The 18,271-nt window shown below is 36.5% G+C and carries 14 protein-coding genes; 10 read left to right on the top strand and 4 right to left on the bottom strand.

All coding sequences use genetic code 11. The features are described 5' to 3' along the window. Nucleotides 1-167: 167 nt before the first annotated feature. Nucleotides 168-3,368: a S41 family peptidase gene (locus tag ACO05S_RS06145; protein WP_421920645.1), complete on the bottom strand. Its 3,201-nt coding sequence runs from the start codon at nt 3,366-3,368 to the stop codon at nt 168-170. A gap of 344 nt (nt 3,369-3,712) precedes the next feature. Here ACO05S_RS06145 and ACO05S_RS06140 point away from each other — a divergent pair, with 344 nt between their 5' ends. Continuing rightward, a complete protein-coding gene (locus tag ACO05S_RS06140) occupies nt 3,713-4,024 on the top strand; it encodes an STAS domain-containing protein (protein ID WP_421920644.1) in 312 nt (103 codons plus the stop codon). A 201-nt stretch (nt 4,025-4,225) separates the two neighbouring features. Here the strand turns inward: ACO05S_RS06140 and miaB are convergent, their stop codons facing one another. Next, complete coding sequence (gene miaB / locus ACO05S_RS06135; RefSeq protein WP_421920643.1) at nt 4,226-5,557, bottom strand: tRNA (N6-isopentenyl adenosine(37)-C2)-methylthiotransferase MiaB; 1,332 nt, start codon at nt 5,555-5,557, stop codon at nt 4,226-4,228. Between the two features lie 483 nt (nt 5,558-6,040). Here miaB and ACO05S_RS06130 point away from each other — a divergent pair, with 483 nt between their 5' ends. The 3 genes from ACO05S_RS06130 to ACO05S_RS06120 are packed head-to-tail and all read left to right on the top strand — an operon-like array spanning nt 6,041 to nt 9,349. Continuing rightward, a complete protein-coding gene (locus tag ACO05S_RS06130) occupies nt 6,041-6,877 on the top strand; it encodes a universal stress protein (RefSeq protein ID WP_421920642.1) in 837 nt (278 codons plus the stop codon). Nucleotides 6,878-6,926: 49 nt separating this feature from the next. Further along, entirely contained in the window at nt 6,927-7,409 is a 483-nt protein-coding gene (locus ACO05S_RS06125; protein ID WP_421920641.1) for a hypothetical protein, read from the top strand. Between the two features lie 38 nt (nt 7,410-7,447). After that, complete coding sequence (locus tag ACO05S_RS06120; protein WP_421920640.1) at nt 7,448-9,349, top strand: amidophosphoribosyltransferase; 1,902 nt, start codon at nt 7,448-7,450, stop codon at nt 9,347-9,349. A 68-nt stretch (nt 9,350-9,417) separates the two neighbouring features. Here ACO05S_RS06120 and ACO05S_RS06115 read toward each other — a convergent pair whose 3' ends face one another. Together ACO05S_RS06115 and ACO05S_RS06110 are read right to left on the bottom strand one after the other, a co-directional pair. After that, complete coding sequence (locus ACO05S_RS06115) at nt 9,418-10,398, bottom strand: GNAT family N-acetyltransferase (RefSeq protein WP_421920639.1); 981 nt, start codon at nt 10,396-10,398, stop codon at nt 9,418-9,420. 128 nt (nt 10,399-10,526) lie between these two features. Further along, the gene (locus tag ACO05S_RS06110; RefSeq protein ID WP_421920638.1) at nt 10,527-11,357 is read right to left on the bottom strand and encodes a 1-acyl-sn-glycerol-3-phosphate acyltransferase; all 831 of its coding nucleotides are present in this window, start codon (nt 11,355-11,357) and stop codon (nt 10,527-10,529) included. 206 nt (nt 11,358-11,563) lie between these two features. Here ACO05S_RS06110 and mraZ point away from each other — a divergent pair, with 206 nt between their 5' ends. From mraZ to mraY, 6 genes are all read left to right on the top strand, one after another. Next, complete coding sequence (gene mraZ, locus ACO05S_RS06105) at nt 11,564-12,028, top strand: division/cell wall cluster transcriptional repressor MraZ (RefSeq protein ID WP_421920637.1); 465 nt, start codon at nt 11,564-11,566, stop codon at nt 12,026-12,028. A gap of 62 nt (nt 12,029-12,090) precedes the next feature. Beyond that, on the top strand, nt 12,091-12,996 hold the full coding sequence (gene rsmH, locus ACO05S_RS06100; protein WP_421920636.1) for a 16S rRNA (cytosine(1402)-N(4))-methyltransferase RsmH: 906 nt from the start codon (nt 12,091-12,093) through the stop codon (nt 12,994-12,996). A 1-nt stretch (nt 12,997) separates the two neighbouring features. After that, nucleotides 12,998-13,378 carry an FtsL-like putative cell division protein gene (locus ACO05S_RS06095; protein ID WP_421920635.1) on the top strand — a complete coding sequence of 127 codons (381 nt, stop codon included), beginning with the start codon at nt 12,998-13,000 and terminating at the stop codon, nt 13,376-13,378. Further along, nucleotides 13,378-15,495: a penicillin-binding protein gene (locus tag ACO05S_RS06090; RefSeq protein WP_421920634.1), complete on the top strand. Its 2,118-nt coding sequence runs from the start codon at nt 13,378-13,380 to the stop codon at nt 15,493-15,495. Before ACO05S_RS06095 ends, ACO05S_RS06090 begins: the two co-directional genes overlap by 1 nt. 11 nt (nt 15,496-15,506) lie before the next feature. After that, complete coding sequence (locus ACO05S_RS06085; RefSeq protein WP_421920633.1) at nt 15,507-16,964, top strand: UDP-N-acetylmuramoyl-L-alanyl-D-glutamate--2,6-diaminopimelate ligase; 1,458 nt, start codon at nt 15,507-15,509, stop codon at nt 16,962-16,964. 2 nt (nt 16,965-16,966) lie between these two features. Further along, a complete protein-coding gene (mraY, locus tag ACO05S_RS06080; protein WP_421920632.1) occupies nt 16,967-18,220 on the top strand; it encodes a phospho-N-acetylmuramoyl-pentapeptide-transferase in 1,254 nt (417 codons plus the stop codon). Nucleotides 18,221-18,271: the final 51 nt, after the last annotated feature.

The raw sequence follows: 18,271 nt of genomic DNA, 5'->3' as shown, positions 1-18,271 counted from the left end.
CAAATGAGATTATATAATTGGAATAAAACGAGAACAAGGCTCAATTCATTTGAGGTGAATTGAGAAGTATTGAGCCCTGCCTCGCATGTTTTTGTTAGCCCTTATGATTTCCTGAAAGCACAATCAAACGTTTCATGTGCTTTGCAGGATATCATTAAATACACAGACTATTTCTTTTTAATTTCTTCAAGCAGGTGTTCTACTGCCTTTTCAAGTTGCTGATCGCGTCCCTGAACCACCATTTCGTAATCATTACGAACTTTAATATCTGGTTCAATTTGTTGGTTTTCGATATAATGGCCATTCATATCCTTCATGCCAACCATTGGCATACCAAAATACAGGCTTCTGTCCTGAAGTGTTTCCCACCAAACAGCAGTCATGGTTCCCGGAACAGGCATTCCAATTAGTTTGCCAATTTTAAGGGTCTGATATGCATAAGGAAATCCGCAAGCATCAGAGTAATTTCCTTCATTAATTAACACAGCCGAAGGTTTTTTCCATTTGGTCATGGGTTCAGTTCCAAGATCCTGCCCTCGTGGCGAAAAGGTTGAGTAAACCTTACCACTTAGCAAGGTAACCAAGTCGTCGTGAAGCCAGCCACCACCATTAAATCTGGTGTCAACTATAATTGCATCGCAGTTGGCGTATTTGCCAATCATCTCAGAATAAACTTTTCTGTAACTAGGCGAGTTCATTCCTCTAACATGAACGTAACCAATCTTACCATTCGACAAGCGTTTTACTTCTTCCTGACGACTTTTAACCCAACGTTCGTAAAGTAAGTTGTAAATGCTTGATACTGGTTTTACAATTTCTTCCCAACGTTTTTTCGTGTAAGGGCTGTAAAGGCTTAACAGAACTTTTTTGCCTGTTTTGTGGTTTAGTAAAGGATAATGACTCTTGTCTTTTGTTATGGGAGTGCCATCAATTTTTTCGATAATAACGCCAGGTTTAATTTTTGAGTCGGCTTGGTTTAGGGGTCCTTTTTCAAGGATTTCGGTAATTCTTAAGCCGTCGCCTTCGTAGTTCCAATCGTAGAATGCGCCTAATTTGGCAGTTTTGTCAGCATTTTTTGCACTGTATCGATATCCCGAACCAGTGTGTGATGCATTCAATTCCCCCAACATCTCGCTCAACATTTCAGCATAGTCGAAGTTGTTGTTAATGTGAGGCAAGAATTTTTCATATTCCGATTTGTAAAAATCCCAGTCGAGTTGATGCATTTCCGGATCGTAGAATTTTTTAAGCATGGTTTTATATATATGTTCGAACATATATGCGCGTTCTTTCGATTTGTCGAGATACATCTCAGCTGAATAGCTAATGTTCTTGCGCTTGTTCGAAGCAACATCTACCTTAATAATGCTTCTTCCCGACATCAGGAATAAGTTCTTTGCATTTTTATCGAACTGCATGGCTCCACCGCCACCTTTCAAATCCAATATTTTTTTAGTCGATTTCTTTTCCAAATCGTTTACCCAAAGATCATAACCATCTTCGAATTTACTTAGATAGAACAATTTTTTTCCATCAGGAGTTAAAATTGCATCCGATAGGTTCGATGGATTTATTGTCAAACAAATCTGACGATCTTCCATGCCTGAAAATTCGATATCAAGATCTTTTTCTTTTTCCTTGTCTTTCTTATCCTTGCTATCCTTTTTGTCTTTTTTATCTTTCTTTTCTTTTTCTTCTTTTTTGTCTTTTTCTTTTTTTGCTTTTTCTTCTTCTTTACGCAATTCTCTTTCTTCTTTCGATAATTTAAAATCGTCAAAAGCTTTCTGGTTGAAGAACTGAATGTAAACATCCGATTGAGAACCCCAGCTACCGTGAGAACGATATCCACGGCGATCGGTAAACCAAATCATGGCATTTCCATTTAACGACCACTTGGCATTAGTGTCGCTGTAACCACTCTCGGTAAGGTTATGCATTTTTCCATTTCCTTGGGCATCAACAATGGCAACATCCGACATGAATAAAGTATGGGGGTAAAAATCAACCAAGAACCATTTTCCGTCGTTAGACCAATCGTAGTGCTGATCGCCATCAGAATAGGAGTAGTTGTATTTTTTGCCCAGAATCTCACGAACTTTCTTTGTTTTTAAGTTGATCACTTTAAGGATAACTCTTTCTTCAAGAAAGGCCACTTCTTTTCCGTCAGGCGAGAATTTAGGTTGGAAAGTTTCGGCTTCTGTTTCCAAAATCGCTTCTTCTTTTAGAATAGTAGCATTAGAGAATTGAGTTTCGCCTTCGCGCACCAATTTTGTTTGATAAAGATTCCAGGTTCCATTGCGTTCCGAAGCGTATAATAATGCTTTCCCATCGGGGCTAAAGCTAACCGAACGTTCCTGTTCGGGGGTGTTGGTAATTCTTTTGGTAGTTCCGTATTCAACCGAAGTAACAAAGACTTCACCACGCACTATGAAAGCAAGCTCTTTGCCATTAGGCGACACTTCCATTTCGCTTGCTCCACTGCTAAACTTTTCAAAACTTACCGCATTTTCTTTGTTGTCAACTGCCAAACTTACCTGCAGTTTTACAGGTTTTTTGCCTTTTTCTTGAGTGTAAATTTCACCATGGTATGAATAGCACAGTTTGTCGTCATTCGAAATGCTTAGGAATCGAACCGGATGTGTATCGAAGTTTGAGATTTGGGTAAGATTTGATTTATCAGAAACAGGGGCTTTCCAAACATTAAAACTTCCCGATTTTTCTGATAAGTAATATATTTCTCTATTGTCTGCACTAAATACAGGATACAAATCTTCTCCTTTAAATGTAGAGAACATGCTGTGCTTTTTGTTTTTGGTGTCGTATAACCAAATGTCCCGTGTTACTGCTGATGTATGGTGCTTTCTCCAATGATCTTCATAACCTTTGCTGTCGTGATACAGGATGTATTCCATGTTATTGCTGTAGCGAGCGTCAAGAGCAGGAGTGGTTAAAATCTGAGAAATTTTTCCACCATCGCTTGGCACACTGTACAGTTCAGAAAGTGCACCCGAAGGGAACATTACATTTTTAGTGTCATCACTAATCAATGCAGAAAATAAAATGTGCTTTCCATCAGGGGTAAACGAAGATGGAGATTCTCCCCCGGAATAAAAGGTTAATCTTTCAGGAGTTCCACCATTGGCAGCAACTTTATAGATATCAAAATTGCCAAATCGATTTGATGCAAAAGCGATGCTTGAGCCATCGGGAGACCAAACTGGTTTGTAATCGTATGCTTTATTTGTTGTAAGCGGATAGGCTACTCCGCCTTTAGAGGAAACGGTAAATAAATCGCCACCATATTCGAATACAATGGTTTCACCATTTGGTGAGATAGCAGGATACCTTAACCATAGAGGTGTATCCATTGCGAGTAAACTTTTTGCAAGTGCAATTAAAAATGTAGTGAGGAAAAATAATTTTTTAATCATAATGAATTGGTCTGATATTAAAATTTTTAAATTGTGATTAGATTATTTATAGACTAGACTTTGGTATCAGATACTATACCAAAAAATGTAAGGGCAAGGTTATCAGGATAATTTGTATATTTTTTATGAAAAAGTTGTTCGAATGTGAACAAAATCATGTTCGTTATCGTACTAAGATATTTAAATCGGATCAACTATAAATAAGAAGCTTAAGCTTGATTATTTAAGAAATTCCGTTTTCTTTGTTTTGTACTAAATTGCTAAAAATCAATTAGAATTGTATGTTGAATTTTCGGACACAAGAACAATCTGTTATCGCTTCTTTAGAAGGAACGCGCAGAATAAATGCTATGATTTCGGAAATGGTGAAGAAGGAAATCATTGATTTTATTGAGAAATCAGGAAAGCAAATTGTCCTGGATCTAAAGGGGGTGAGTTTTACCGATTCACAAGGTTTAACTGCCCTTAAAGCAATGGCTGAGCTTGCTCAGGCCAACGAACGACTTTTTTCATTAGCAAACTGTTCAGAAAATGTACTGGAGTTAGTCGATCTTGTTGGGATGAGAGAACCATTTTCGATAGGAAAGAACTAGAGATTCTGATACTGCATTAAATGATTTGGATACTCAATGGTTCCTTAAACTATTGAGTAGGATTTTAGGCCAATTGTAAAGCCATAAAAGCATTCGGAGAACATTTACTTATGTTATTATAAAAAATAAATGTAGAGTCATGCGAAAGCATGACTCAAGGTTTTATACCAGTTTTAGCATGAAATCATTATAAAGCAGTTGTTATACGGATTCTCCCCGTAGTGTAGCTTGCGTGCAACTGCTAACCTTTACTTGTACCAAATCACCAATTTTATAGTCTTTGCGAGGGAATACGATTACTTTGTTTTGAGAACTTCTTCCGAATAACTCTTGATCCGATTTCTTTGAAACACCTTCAACCAAAACCTCAAAAACTTGTCCAATATCTTTTTGGTTGCTTTCCAGCGACAATTGATTCTGGAGCTCGATCATCTGGGTTAGACGTTCACTTTTAACCTCTTCAGGAATGTTATCAGCCAGATTTTTATAGGCAAAAGTTCCGGGTCTTTCGGAGTATTTAAACATGAAAGCCAAGTCGTACTTAGCCCATTTCATCAATTCCAAAGTCTGATTAAAATCTTCTTCACTTTCGTTGTGGAAACCACAGAAAATGTCGGTTGAAATACCACAATTTGGCACAATTTGGCGGATGGCCTCGATTCTGTTCATGTACCACTCGCGTGTATATTTTCTGCGCATATTTTTTAACACCGAATCGCTTCCTGATTGAACAGGTAAATGGATGTGTTTACAAATGTTAGGATATTTGGCGATTATTTTTAAAGTATCATCACTCATATCTTTAGGATGCGAAGTGGCAAAACGAATTCTCATGTTGGGTTCGGCCTTGGCAACCATTTCGAGTAATTCCGGGAAATTCACTTCAGCAAGTGAGTTTTTGAATTTGAATGAGTTCACATTTTGTCCTAACAAAGTAACTTCCTTGTAACCTCTCCCAGACAAGTCTCTCAACTCTTTGAGTATGCTTTCAGGATTGCGACTTCTTTCTCTACCTCTGGTGTAAGGAACAATACAGTAGGTGCAGAAGTTATTGCATCCTCGCATGATGGAAACAAATCCAGAAATAGCAGTTTCATCTATTCTGGAAGGACAAATGTCTTTGTAAGTTTCAGTGAGCGATAAATCGATATTGATTGCTTTTTCTCCCTTTTCAGCTTTTTCAACTAGCATGGGTAAATCCATGTATGCATCAGGACCAACTACAATATTAACATTTTTTTCTTGCTCAAAAAGTTTACCGCCTAAACGTTCAGCCATGCAGCCAATAACACCAATTAATAATTTTGGGTTCTTTTTCTTTAGTTCTGAAAATCCCTGAACTCTACCTCTTACTCTTTGCTCTGCATTCTCGCGAACAGAGCATGTATTTACTAGAATTACATCTGCTTCTTCTCTTGTTTTGGTAATTTCAAATCCATCATGTTGCATGATTGCAGCAACTACTTCGCTATCTGCTACATTCATTTGGCATCCATAGGTCTCCAAAAACAATTTCTTACTTATTTCGCTCATTCTGATATCCTCAGTTTAAAATTTCGGGCAAAGTTACATTATCTCAATTGATTGGCAAGAAGCGGATGACGCATTTCTGTTTATAGTTTTTCCCATTTGTTAGATGAAAGTCGCAAGATCAAAATAATCATTAGTGTATTTGTTTAAGAATTATTTTAATCATGCGCGTTTTAGACTAATGCCGGAATTATAGAAACTTTGATGATAAAAATAGATCAATAGGATTAAGTGATAAATTCGTAAATTTAATTGTACTGATAAATTTTATGATCGCACTCATGACGCATTTTTTAAGATTGCTTTGGGGAGAAAATAGTGTTTGTTGCTAAATAATTTTGTGTATTTTTATCCCGCAAATTCAGCTATTTGAAAAGTATTGATTTTGAGTGAGTTTAGAAAAGGATTCTCTTTTTGTTGCCAATTTTGGGTATTGTTGAAATTGGGAATTGCTTTTGATCGCAGATTAATGAAAAACTTTGCAAAATGAAACGTATTTTGGTTCCGGTAGATTTTTCGGGTGATTCGCTTAAGGCTTTAAAGTTTGCGTTAAACTTGGCAAACAACCTCTGTACGGATTTAAGAATGATTCATGTGAAAAAATCAATGAAATTTGAAATTCCTTTTCACTTTGATGAATTTGAGGATCAAATCGTACATACTGTTCAGGAATATTTTGAAAAGCTGATAGAACTTCATTCGCCTGCTTATATTGTAGAGAATGGAGTTTTTGATTTTAAAATAAGGACAGGTACCGTTTATCGTGAGATTGTAAATCAAGCTAAATATGGAGATTCTTATTTAATCGTGATGGGTGCATACGGGGCTTCGGGTTTCGAAGAGTTTTTTATCGGGAGTAATGCATTTAAAGTGGTAAATAATGCCAACTGTCCTGTGGTAACTGTTCGTGAAGAATTGCAAGCTGGTGGTGTAAAAACGATTTTAATGCCCTTGGATGCTACTAACGAAACAAGGAAAAAAATACCTTATGTTACCGATCTTGCTAAAGCATGTGGTGCAAAAGTTCATGTTTTAGGAGTGCATGAGTCTTCTGACTCTGCCATTGTCGGAAAAATTGAGCACTATATAAGACAGACAGAGGAATATTTGACAGATAAAAATATTGAAATGGTAAAAAGTATTCGACAAGGTGAGAATAATACCATCACAGCTCTTGAGTATGCAAGAGAAGTAAATGCTGATTTAATTGCCATTATGACTGAGCAGGCCGAAACTTCATTTAGTATGTTTTTTGGTTCATATGCTGAGCAAATGGTGAACAAATCGGAAATTCCGGTTCTTTCGGTTCCGAATTGGAGTTAAGAGCTTGGTTATTGGTTGGAAGCTATTTAGAATTTTAAAATAAGTACATATGAAGTATTGTTGGTTGGTAGCAGTTTACGTATTAGTAATGTTTATGAATGATTTGAATGCTCAAAATTATGTGGAACTTGAGAATGAAAAGGATTCGCTGGGGATTGTCAATATTATTCAGGATGAGCGCATAGAACAATTGTTAAAAACCGATAGTATTATTAATTCTCAGAAACAAAGATTCACAGGCTATAGAATACAGATATTTTTTGGAGGTAGCACCGATAGAGAGAAAGCTTTCCAAATAAAAGAAGAGTTCTTGGAATTGTTTCCGGAAGAAAGAGCTTATGTTGTGTATACGGCTCCTGATTTTAGAGTTAGAGTGGGTAATTTTAGAACAAAACTTGAATCAATAGAGTTGTATAAAGCATGTTCTGAATTTTATCCAAATTGTTATCCGGTTAAAACCGAGATCATGTTTTCCGAAATGGAACCATTAAAAAAAGAGGGTGAATTAACTGTTAACGAGAATATAGAATAGCAAAATACATACTAAATAACCATTTTAAGAAGTAAGGAATGAGTGATCAGTTAAAGCATGAGTGCGGAATAGCAATGATACGATTGCTGAAACCTCTCGAATACTACAAGAAGAAATATGGAACTTGGCAATATGGTATTCAAAAGCTCTATTTGTTGATGGAGAAACAACATAATAGAGGACAGGAAGGTGCAGGTGTTGTAGGGTTAAAGTTAGATCAAACTCCCGGAGAAAAATATATTTCCAGAGAAAGATCTTGTGGAAACCAGCCGATTAAGGAAGTTTTCGAAAATATTTACAATCGCTTATCTTTGGGGGAACAGGATGATCCTGAAAAATTCGAAGATCCTGTTTGGGCGAAGAAAAATTTACCATTTGCAGGGGAGTTGTATTTAGGACACTTAAGGTATGGTACATTTGGGCGAAATAGCATTGATTTTGTCCATCCTGTAATGCGTGAAAACAACTGGAAATCGAGGAATTTGGTTTTAGCAGGAAACTTTAACCTTACAAATGTTGATGAGCTTTTTAATCTATTGGTAGACTTGGGACAACATCCAAAAGATTATACTGATACGGTAACAATCCTAGAAAAAGTCGGACATTATTTAGATGAAGAAAATCAATTGTTATTTCGTCAATATAAAAATGATGGTTACTCAAATAGAGAAATCTCACCATTAATTGAGGATAGTATTGATATCCAAAAAATTCTATCAAGTGCAAGCAGATCTTGGGATGGAGGCTATGCTGTTGGAGGCATTTTTGGTCATGGTGATTCATTTGTAATGCGAGACCCTTGGGGGATTCGACCTGCATTTTATTATCAGGATGATGAGGTGGTTGTTATTGCCTCGGAGAGACCAGTAATCCAAACTACTTTTAATGTTCGAGCGAATAGCATTAAGGAAATTTCGCCGGGGAACGCTGTTATCATTAAAAAAGATGGTAAAGTTGAAGAGCTTCCTGTTCGCGTTCCTCAGAAAAGAAGGTCTTGTTCATTTGAGAGGATCTATTTCTCGAGAGGTAGTGATAAAGACATCTATAAAGAAAGGAAAAAACTAGGGCAATTGCTTACTCCAGCCATATTAGATTCTGTTAATCATGATATTAAGAATACTGTATTTTCATTTATCCCAAATACAGCCGAAACAGCATTCTATGGAATGATGCAAGGTCTTCAGGAGAAATTAATGGAGGAAAAAAAGGAGAAAATTCATGAGTTGAATGGGAGTTGGACCGAAGAGAAGCTCCAGGAAATTATATCAGTAGAGCCTCGTGTCGAAAAAATTGCCATTAAAGATGTTAAGCTTAGAACCTTCATTACTAACGATGAAGGTAGGGATGATTTGGTTGGTCATGTTTATGATGTTACTTATGGAGTTGTTAAGAATAAGGAAGACAATCTGGTAGTGATTGATGATTCAATTGTTAGAGGGACTACTCTTAAAAAGAGTATTTTGAGGATTTTGGATCGACTTCACCCAAAAAAAATTGTAATTGTATCATCTGCTCCGCAAATCCGTTATCCGGATTGTTATGGAATTGATATGACCAGAATGGGAGAGTTTATTGCCTTTAATGCAACCATTGCCATGCTAAAAGAACGTGGAATGGAAAATGTTATTGAGCAAACTTACCAAAAGTGTAAAGCACAGGAGAATCTGCCGAAAGAAGAGATTGTGAACTACGTTAAAGAGATTTACAGACCATTTACCGCTGAAGAAATTTCGGCCAAAATTGCTGAATTACTTACTCCTGTAGGTATGGATGCAGAGGTTCAGATTGTGTATCAATCTATAGAAAATTTACACCAAGCATGTCCTGAAAATAATGGAGATTGGTACTTTACCGGAAACTACCCAACTCCCGGGGGAAATAAAGTTGTGAATACTTCATTTATAAACTATGTTGAAGGAAATGATAAAAGGTCTTATTAGTTGAATTTAATAACAGAAAAGCCGATCAGTGTTAGATCGGCTTTTTTTATTTTTATGAATTAAGTTTATTATTTCTTCTTAAAGATTTTAAGGTGGGGCTTTTTTGGCAATTTGATGTTTAAAAAGGATAAATAGGATGAAATGTGTCTATCCTTTTTGTTTTCGTAAACATCGGCAATGGTAATCATTATTCCCGTTTCTTCAACATCTCCAAAGTGCGTGTTAACTGCAGTTCCAAAACACTTCATTGTTGGCGAAAGTCCCATATAAGCGTTAATTAGCGGTGGAATATTCTCACCATTGCCACGTACGTTCTGAGATAATACTTTGTAGTTATCTTCGAAGGTGTCGTAACAAAAATCCTTAGCTAGTTTTTCTTCATCCATATGGGTAACTAATGGAGTAATAGGTTTGGCAAGCTTATCAGGATCGTTAAACATTTTATCCATGAAATATAGAATATGATTTCTTGCATCTCTATTATAATCAGGATACATGGTTACCTTACCAAAGAAGTATTTAATTTTAGGATAGTCCACAATTAAAGCACCAAGTCCATCCCACAAATTATCTAATGCATATAAGCTTTTTCTGCCTTTTTTTATTGATTGATAGTCGGGTTGGACAAAAGAACGGCCAAGTTCAATCATGTGTGGCATGTAGTTCTTCTTAAAATCATCTGAGAAGTTAAAAAGTCTTGAGGTTGCCAAATACGTATTCCCATTTTCGTCAACAGGAGCTTCGGTACAAAGAATATATCTGTAGCCGCCTAATATTTCTTTGGCTTTCGGATCCCACACAATTAGTTGGTGGTATGGTTTTTCGTCGATATCAAATTTATCGATATCAATTTCTTTGCCTGTCCCTCCACCTGCTTTTCGAAAGGTAATTTCTCTTAGGCGCCCTACTTCTCGCATTAGATTTGGTGAATTGTGATGAGTGAAACAGTAAATATCATTTGACCCCTTGTTGGTCCTGCGAACAAATCTCTCTTCTGTCAACTCTTTTTCAAGCTCTTCTCTTGCTACAGGGGGTATAATCTCTTTCATTGTAAAGTGTTGTTAATCCTCGGTGTGGTGTTTTATTATTGGTTTTTCTGAGAGATGAAAATAATTACTTATTTAGACAAATAAGACTAATGTTATTTGATTTTTGATTAGCGTATTTTTTTTTGCTTTTAGGTATCTGCAAGTTTATAAGTTTCTGTTTTCATCTTTTCAGCCCATTTATCATACGATAAGCTCTTGTCAAAAGTTTTGTAAGAAACGGGTTTCCCAATTCTAACGGTAAAAGTTCTTCCTCTTTGCTTAAAAAGCTCGTTTGGCAAATATAACATTTCCAAATTAGATTTTAACCTAAGGAACTTTCTAAGATTGGCTAAATTGTAGAAAAAAAATGAGTTTCTGCCATCTATGTGGATTGGTACAATATCTCTTTTGTGTTTTATCGATTTGGCAATAAAGCTCTTTTTCCATTCTAAATCTTCGATTTTACCTTTTTGTTTTCTGGAAACCAGGCCTGCTGGAAAAGTAAGGATGGTTGCATCTGATTTGTAGGCATTTTCCAGTAAAAGAGCTGCTGTTTTAGCTTGCCCGCCATGTTTGTTGATTGGTATAAAAATATCAGATAAGTTTTTGATATTCATAAGAATATCATTTACCAAAAACTTAATGTTGCCAAACACTTTTCCGAAAATGCTGATTAGGATAATGCCATCGGGTCCTCCTAGAGGATGGTTGGATGCAAATAAATATCTGGAATTCTTGTCTAAGTTTTCAAGTCCTTCAACTCTGAAAGTGATGTCAAGTTCTTCCAAAACGCTTTCGGCAAATTCAACACCTCGTTTTTGATGATTTCTCGAAAGGAAGTCATTGATTTCATCCTGATGCAAAATGCGTTTCAAATAGCGAATAATAAAACCAGGAAGAAGTTTTGCTAGTTTTTCACTTTTGCTGGCAAATACTTTTTCAATATCAATTTTCAAATAATTATCTGAATTACTTTCCATAAAAGTTTAAAATAGATTTATTAGGCTAGCAAATATCGCAAATTTATTGCTTTGTTAGATCTGTTTTAGGTCATAATACAACATGTTGAAGAATAATTACTTGCCTGGTAGAAGAAAAGTTATCAACAATAGTCTAAAAGTGGGTGCATGTGGTTGAAAGTGGGAGTTTTTTTATCTAATTTTACAAATGTAAATTGATTTATTTAATGCAAACATTCATAGGCGATTATCAATGTAAGTTAGACGCAAAAGGTCGGGTTTTATTACCTTCGGCGTTTCGGAAATTACTAAATGGAGATTCTGAAAATCGGTTGGTGCTTAGAAAAAATCTTCATGACAGGTGTCTTGATCTGTATCCAATGAAAGAATGGGAAAGGCAAATTGAAATGGTGAGAGTTCGGGTGAATGCATTTAATAAGAAGCATGCCGCCTTCCTTCGTGAATTTTATCGAGGAACGGCTGAAGTACAGATCGACAATAATGGAAGGATTTTGATACCGAAAAAGTTTTTTGATTTTGCTGGATTTAAAAAGGAAATAACTTTAGCTGGGCAGGATGACAAAATTGAGATTTGGGATACTGAAAGCTATGAGAAACCTGCATTGTCGGATGAGGATTTTAGTAGTTTGGCTAATGAGATTTTAGGAGGGGATATTCATCAGGAATTGTAATTAATTTAGGTGAAATATTGGTTTCTTAGCACTTGAATTGTTAAAGTGATTAAAGGTTAAAAATGAGTGAATATCATATACCAGTTTTGTTAGATGAGTGCATAGAAGGATTGAAAATAGATCCTAAGGGAATTTATGTGGATTTAACTTTCGGAGGAGGTGGGCATTCCTGTGAAATTTTAAAGCACTTAACCACTGGGAAATTGATTGGATTTGATCAGGATGAAGATGCTGAAGCTAATGTTCCTGTTGATGATCGTTTTATTTTTGTTCGTCACAATTTTAGATACTTTAAGAATTTTGTGAAGTATTTGGGCTATGATAAAATTGATGGAATACTTGCCGACTTAGGAGTTTCTTCTCATGAGTTTGATGTTGCTGAGCGAGGTTTTTCATTTCGATTCGACGGTGAACTTGATATGCGAATGAACCAAAGTTCTGACTTTACTGCTGCAGATTTACTGAATGAATATGAAGTGGAGGATTTGTTTAAAATCTTTAAGATGTATGGTGAAGTAAAAAATCCGGGCAAGTTGGTAAAATTAATAGAGAATTACCGAAAGAATAACGATTTTGAAACCATTCAGCAGTTTAAGGAGGTAATTACTCCTTGTGTGCCAAAATTTAAGGATCACAAATATTTGGCGCAGGTTTTTCAGGCAATCCGAATAGAAGTAAACAAGGAGATGGATGTGCTGAAAGAAATGTTAGAACAATGTGCCGATGTGTTGAAGCCTGAAGGGCGATTGGTAGTTATTACCTATCACTCTTTGGAGGATCGCTTGGTGAAGAATTACATTCGAGATGGAAAGTTTGAAGGTGGAGCAGAGAAAGATTTCTTTGGAAATGTTCAAACGCCATTGGCTAGTGTGAATAGAAAAGTGATTCTTCCAACAAATGAAGAAATTGAAAGAAATGGTCGTGCAAGAAGTGCCAAGCTAAGAATTGCAAAGCCTAATGTAAAATAACATGTTCAGATTTAGAAAGAAATACAAAGATTTTGTAAGTCCAAGAAAGGAGCAGAAGGAGATTTCGAGTGCTTCGTTGAAGGATTTTATTGATGGGAGTATTTTAACTAAATCGGCAGTTGTTCAACAATTGCCTTTTGTACTTTTTCTTGTCATTCTTGGGATTTTCTATATCAGTAATCGCTATAAATCCGAAAAGGTTTATAGGAATATGGTAAGCCTAGAAAAGGAATTAAAAGATTTAAGATTCGAGTCGATTACAACGGCTTCGGATTTAATGTACATGAGTAAGCAATCGGAAGTTTTAAAACGAGTTCAGAAAGAAGGGTTGGGATTGACAGAATCAATCGAGCCACCTGTTAAAATTTACATCGATAAATAGTGCCAATAAAAAAAGATATCATATGGCGAGTTGGTTTGGTGTATGCAATTGTTATGCTATTTGCATTTATGATTGTGGGACGTGTAGTGACCTTACAAATCTTCGAAGGAGATCATTGGAGAGGAAAAGCTCAGAAAATATCGCAACGTGATGTAATTGTGCATGCCAACCGAGGTGACATTTGTGCCGAAGACGGACGACTTTTGGCTACATCATTACCTTACTATCAGTTGCGCATGGACTTTAGAGCTTCAGGATTAACTGATAAAGTTTTTAAATCTAAAGTTGATTCATTAGCACTATGCTTATCCCGATTTTTCAAAGATAAATCCAAAAATGAGTACCGTCGCTTTTTATGGAACTCAAAATACAAGAAGAAATCAAACCGATATGTGCTAATCAATCGCCGAAAGGTAAATTACAATGAGTTGAAAGTGTTAAAAACATTTCCACTTTTTCGTTTGGGCAAAAATAAAGGAGGATTGATTTGTGAACAAGAGAACATCAGAAAACAACCTCATAGGAATTTGGCCACCAGAACCATTGGTTATCTAAATAAAGAAGATAACGATCAACAGGTTGGCAGAGTTGGAATGGAAGGAGCCTTCGAAAGTGAACTGAAAGGAGTTGATGGTGTTAGTGTTATGCAAAAAATGTCGGGTAGGTGGTTGCCCGTGAATATGGTAGAACCAAAAGACGGTAATGATTTGATTACCACCATTGATGTAAACTACCAGGATGTTGCTGAAACTGCTTTACATCAGCAATTGTTGAAGTACAATGCGCATCATGGATCGGCAATATTGATGGAAGTGAAAACAGGAGCCATAAAGGCCATTGCTAATATTGGTTACGACGAGAAGCTAAATGTTTATCGTGAGATGTACAATTATGCCATTGGAGAGGCAACCGAACCAGGTTCCACCTTTAAGTTAGCATCAATGATGGCCTTGCTTGAGGATGGTTATGTAGGACCAATGGATTCGATCGATACAGGAAATGGTGTTTATAAATTTTACAATGTCAGAATGAGGGATTCTCATCATGGGGGTTATGGTAAAATTACAGTTCAGGAAGCTTTTGAAAAATCATCAAATGTTGGAATCTCTCGTTTGGTGGATGAGCATTATAAGAATAAACCAAGATCATTTATTCAGCGGTTGTATAGTTTTCGTTTGAATGAATCTCTTGGACTAGAAATCAAAGGAGAAGGAATTCCGAAAATTAAATATCCGGATGATCCTACTTGGTCTGGAATATCGCTGCCTTGGATGTCGATAGGATATTCGGTTCATCAAACACCATTGCAGACCTTGACTTTCTACAATGCAATTGCAAATGATGGTAAGATGATGAAGCCAAAGTTTGTGAAGGAAATTAGATACCATGGTGAGGTGATATCACAATTTGACGAGGAAGTTTTGGAATCAAAGATTTGTTCAGGGCAGACCCTGGAAACAGTTCAGAACATGTTGCAAGGAGTGGTATCAAGGGGGACAGCCAGAAATTTGCGAAACTCAAACTATAAGATAGCAGGCAAAACAGGAACTGCACAAATTGCTGATGGGAAAAAAGGCTATGGGCATAAGGTATATCAGGCTTCATTTGTTGGATATTTTCCTGCTGATGATCCGATGTATTCGTGCATTGTGGTGATTAACCGCCCAAATAAAACAAAAGGATTCTATGGGAATCAGGTGGCAGGTCCGGTATTTAAATCTATCGCCGATAAGGTTTATGCCATGAGTTACTCAATGCATCCTGAAAAAGAAAATGAAGGGAAAGAGGGTCAAAAAGTTCCGGTTTCGCTCAATGGAAGCAAAAGGGATTTAGACGCGGTCTTCGACGATTTAAATATTGAGATTACAAATCAGGAAATACAAACCGAATGGGTAGTTACATCGCGTAAAGATTCAGTGATAGAATACAAATATCGAAGAGTGAAGGATTTTTTGGTTCCAAATGTGAAAGGAATGGGTTTGCAAGATGCATTGTACATTTTAGAGAATGTTGGTTTGCGTGTAAATGTTCGTGGAGTTGGATCAATTACAAAGCAATCCTTACGCCCGGGTTCGACCTTTCGTTCCGGAGATAGAATAACAATTGATTTATCTTAAAAGAGTAAGGTATGAGTATGAGTATGAATGAACTTTTTAGTTCAGTTAAAATAGAAAGTTTAAAAGGGAATGGTGATGTTGAGATCAATCACATCCATTTTGATTCTCGAAAGATAGAGGAAGGAGACTTGTTTGTTGCCTGTAGGGGAACTGTGAGTGATGGACATCAATTTATTGAAACTGCAGAGAAAAAAGGAGCAAAGGTAATTGTTTGTGAGGAGTTGCCTGCGGTAAGTAATTCCGAAATTACCTATGTGATTGTTGAAGATTCATTAGCTGTTTTATCGGTATTGGCTCACAATTATTATGGAAAACCCACAAAAGAGATTCAATTGGTTGGGGTTACCGGAACCAATGGGAAGACGACAATTGCTACTTTGTTGTACCGTCTCTTCAAGAGATTGGGGTATAAAGCAGGATTGCTTTCAACAATAAGAAATTATGTGGATGACAAGGAGATTGCAGCGACTCATACAACTCCGGATCCATTGCAATTGAACGCATTGTTGGCTGAAATGGTTGCGGAGGGATGTGAATTTTGCATTATGGAAGTGAGTTCTCATGCCATCGATCAAAAACGAATTGGGGCATTGCAATATAAAGGGGGAATATTTACCAATATCACTCATGATCATTTGGATTATCACAAAACATTTGATGCTTACCTTAAAGTGAAAAAAAGTTTTTTCGATAATTTGGGTAAAACTTCTTTTGCCATTACCAATGCTGATGACAAAAATGGAAAATTGATGTTGCAAAATACCAAGGCTCATAAGTTTTTGTATTCATCAAGATCCTTTGCAGATTTTAGATGCAGAATTCTTGAAAAGCATTTTACAGGAATGCTTCTGGAGATCGATGGCTTAGAAATATGGACTAATTTTATTGGAGACTTCAATGCTCACAACCTCTTGGCTGTTTATGCTGCTGCTCGTTTACTGAATCAGGATAAAGAGGAGGTGCTTCGTGGAATTAGTGAATTGACTTCGGTAGATGGACGTTTTGAAAGCATAATATCCTCGAATGGTGTTATGGCCATTGTAGATTATGCACATACTCCGGATGCCCTAAAAAATGTTCTTGAAACCATTGAAGCTTTGCGAACCGGAAATGAGCAGATAATTACCGTTGTGGGTAGCGGTGGAGATAGAGATAAAACCAAACGTCCGTTAATGGCAAAAATAAGTGCTGATTTAAGTGATAAGGTAGTTTTAACCTCGGATAATCCGAGATCGGAAGAACCAGATCTGATCATATTGGATATGAAGGAAGGTGTTGATGCCGACAACCTTCGAAAAGTTTTGACGATAACCGATAGAAGAGAGGCCATACGTACAGCTTGTATGTTGGCACAAAAAGGAGATATAATCCTTGTGGCCGGAAAAGGACATGAAGATTATCAGGAAATCAAAGGAGTAAAACATCATTTTGATGATAAAGAAGTAATACAAGAATTTTTTAAACTGTAGGTATGTTTTATTATTTGTTCAGGTATTTGAATCAGTTAGATTTTCCAGGAGCTGGAATGTTTGACTACATTTCATTTCGTGCTGCGATGGCAATCATGCTATCACTGTTTATTGCAACAGTATTTGGAAAGAAAATCATTTTATTACTGCAAAAGCAACAGATTGGTGAGATTGTACGTGATTTAGGTCTTGCTGGTCAGCTTGAGAAAAAGGGAACACCAACAATGGGAGGAATCATCATTATTATCTCCATTCTGATTCCTGTGCTGCTTTTTGCCAAACTGGAAAATACATACATCATTCTGATGATAATTACTACGATATGGTTAGGTTTTATTGGTTTTGTTGATGATTACATTAAGGTTTTCAAGAAAGACAAAGAGGGATTAAAAGGAAAATTTAAAGTTGCTGGTCAAATTGGATTGGGATTAATAGTTGGACTGACGCTTTATTTGAGCGATGATGTTGTGATTCGTGAAAAAGCAAGCATTGATGAGATTGGGGTGCAAACTGAACTGGTAGATGAAGGATTTACTTCTGAGCAACCGGGTACAACTCGATTGACAATGGATGTGAAGTCAACAAAAACATCCATACCATTCTTTAAGAATAATGAATTTGATTATGAATACCTGGTAAGTTTTGCAGGTAATAATGCGCCAAAATTGGCTTGGTTAGTATTCATCATCTTCACCATATTTATTGTTACAGCAGTGTCGAACGGAGCCAATATAACAGATGGGTTGGATGGCCTGGCAACAGGATCTTCTGCAATCATTGGTGCAACTCTGGGGATTTTGGCCTATGTATCGGGTCATGTAGTGTATGCCGACTATTTAAATATCATGTACATTCCAAATTCAGGAGAATTGGTGGTGTTTATTGCAGCATTTATTGGTGCAACCATTGGTTTTATGTGGTACAATTCATTTCCGGCACAAGTGTTTATGGGTGATACAGGAAGTTTATCACTGGGGGGAATTATTGCTGTATTCGCAATCATCATTCATAAGGAATTGTTGATTCCTATTTTATGTGGAATCTTCTTGGTAGAGAATATCTCGGTAATGTTGCAGATTTCTTGGTTCAAATACACAAGAAAGAAATTTGGCGAAGGCCGAAGAATTTTTAGAATGGCACCTTTGCATCATCATTATCAAATGAAGGGATATCCGGAACCAAAAATTGTAACTCGTTTTTGGATCATTGGAATTTTCTTGGCAGTGATCACAATTGTAACACTTAAAATCAGATAAGGATCTAGATGGCAGCACAATTTGAAAAACCCATAGATAAGATTAAGTTTA

The sequence above is a fragment of the Marinifilum sp. genome (assembly GCF_965230805.1).
Classification (GTDB): domain Bacteria; phylum Bacteroidota; class Bacteroidia; order Bacteroidales; family Marinifilaceae; genus Marinifilum.
The sequence above is the reverse complement of the archived record's forward strand: the minus strand, read 5'-3'. Positions and strand labels throughout refer to the sequence as shown.

Bases quoted from the DNA above. Each gene is read 5' to 3' on its own strand.
- ACO05S_RS06145 (WP_421920645.1), bottom strand. From the start codon at position 3,368: ATGGATACACCTCTATGGTTAAGGTATCCTGCTATCTCACCAAATGGT.
- ACO05S_RS06140 (WP_421920644.1), top strand. From the start codon at position 3,713: ATGTTGAATTTTCGGACACAAGAACAATCTGTTATCGCTTCTTTAGAA.
- miaB (WP_421920643.1), bottom strand. From the start codon at position 5,557: ATGAGCGAAATAAGTAAGAAATTGTTTTTGGAGACCTATGGATGCCAA.
- ACO05S_RS06130 (WP_421920642.1), top strand. From the start codon at position 6,041: ATGAAACGTATTTTGGTTCCGGTAGATTTTTCGGGTGATTCGCTTAAG.
- ACO05S_RS06125 (WP_421920641.1), top strand. From the start codon at position 6,927: ATGAAGTATTGTTGGTTGGTAGCAGTTTACGTATTAGTAATGTTTATG.
- ACO05S_RS06120 (WP_421920640.1), top strand. From the start codon at position 7,448: ATGAGTGATCAGTTAAAGCATGAGTGCGGAATAGCAATGATACGATTG.
- ACO05S_RS06115 (WP_421920639.1), bottom strand. From the start codon at position 10,398: ATGAAAGAGATTATACCCCCTGTAGCAAGAGAAGAGCTTGAAAAAGAG.
- ACO05S_RS06110 (WP_421920638.1), bottom strand. From the start codon at position 11,357: ATGGAAAGTAATTCAGATAATTATTTGAAAATTGATATTGAAAAAGTA.
- mraZ (WP_421920637.1), top strand. From the start codon at position 11,564: ATGCAAACATTCATAGGCGATTATCAATGTAAGTTAGACGCAAAAGGT.
- rsmH (WP_421920636.1), top strand. From the start codon at position 12,091: ATGAGTGAATATCATATACCAGTTTTGTTAGATGAGTGCATAGAAGGA.
- ACO05S_RS06095 (WP_421920635.1), top strand. From the start codon at position 12,998: ATGTTCAGATTTAGAAAGAAATACAAAGATTTTGTAAGTCCAAGAAAG.
- ACO05S_RS06085 (WP_421920633.1), top strand. From the start codon at position 15,507: ATGAGTATGAGTATGAATGAACTTTTTAGTTCAGTTAAAATAGAAAGT.
- mraY (WP_421920632.1), top strand. From the start codon at position 16,967: ATGTTTTATTATTTGTTCAGGTATTTGAATCAGTTAGATTTTCCAGGA.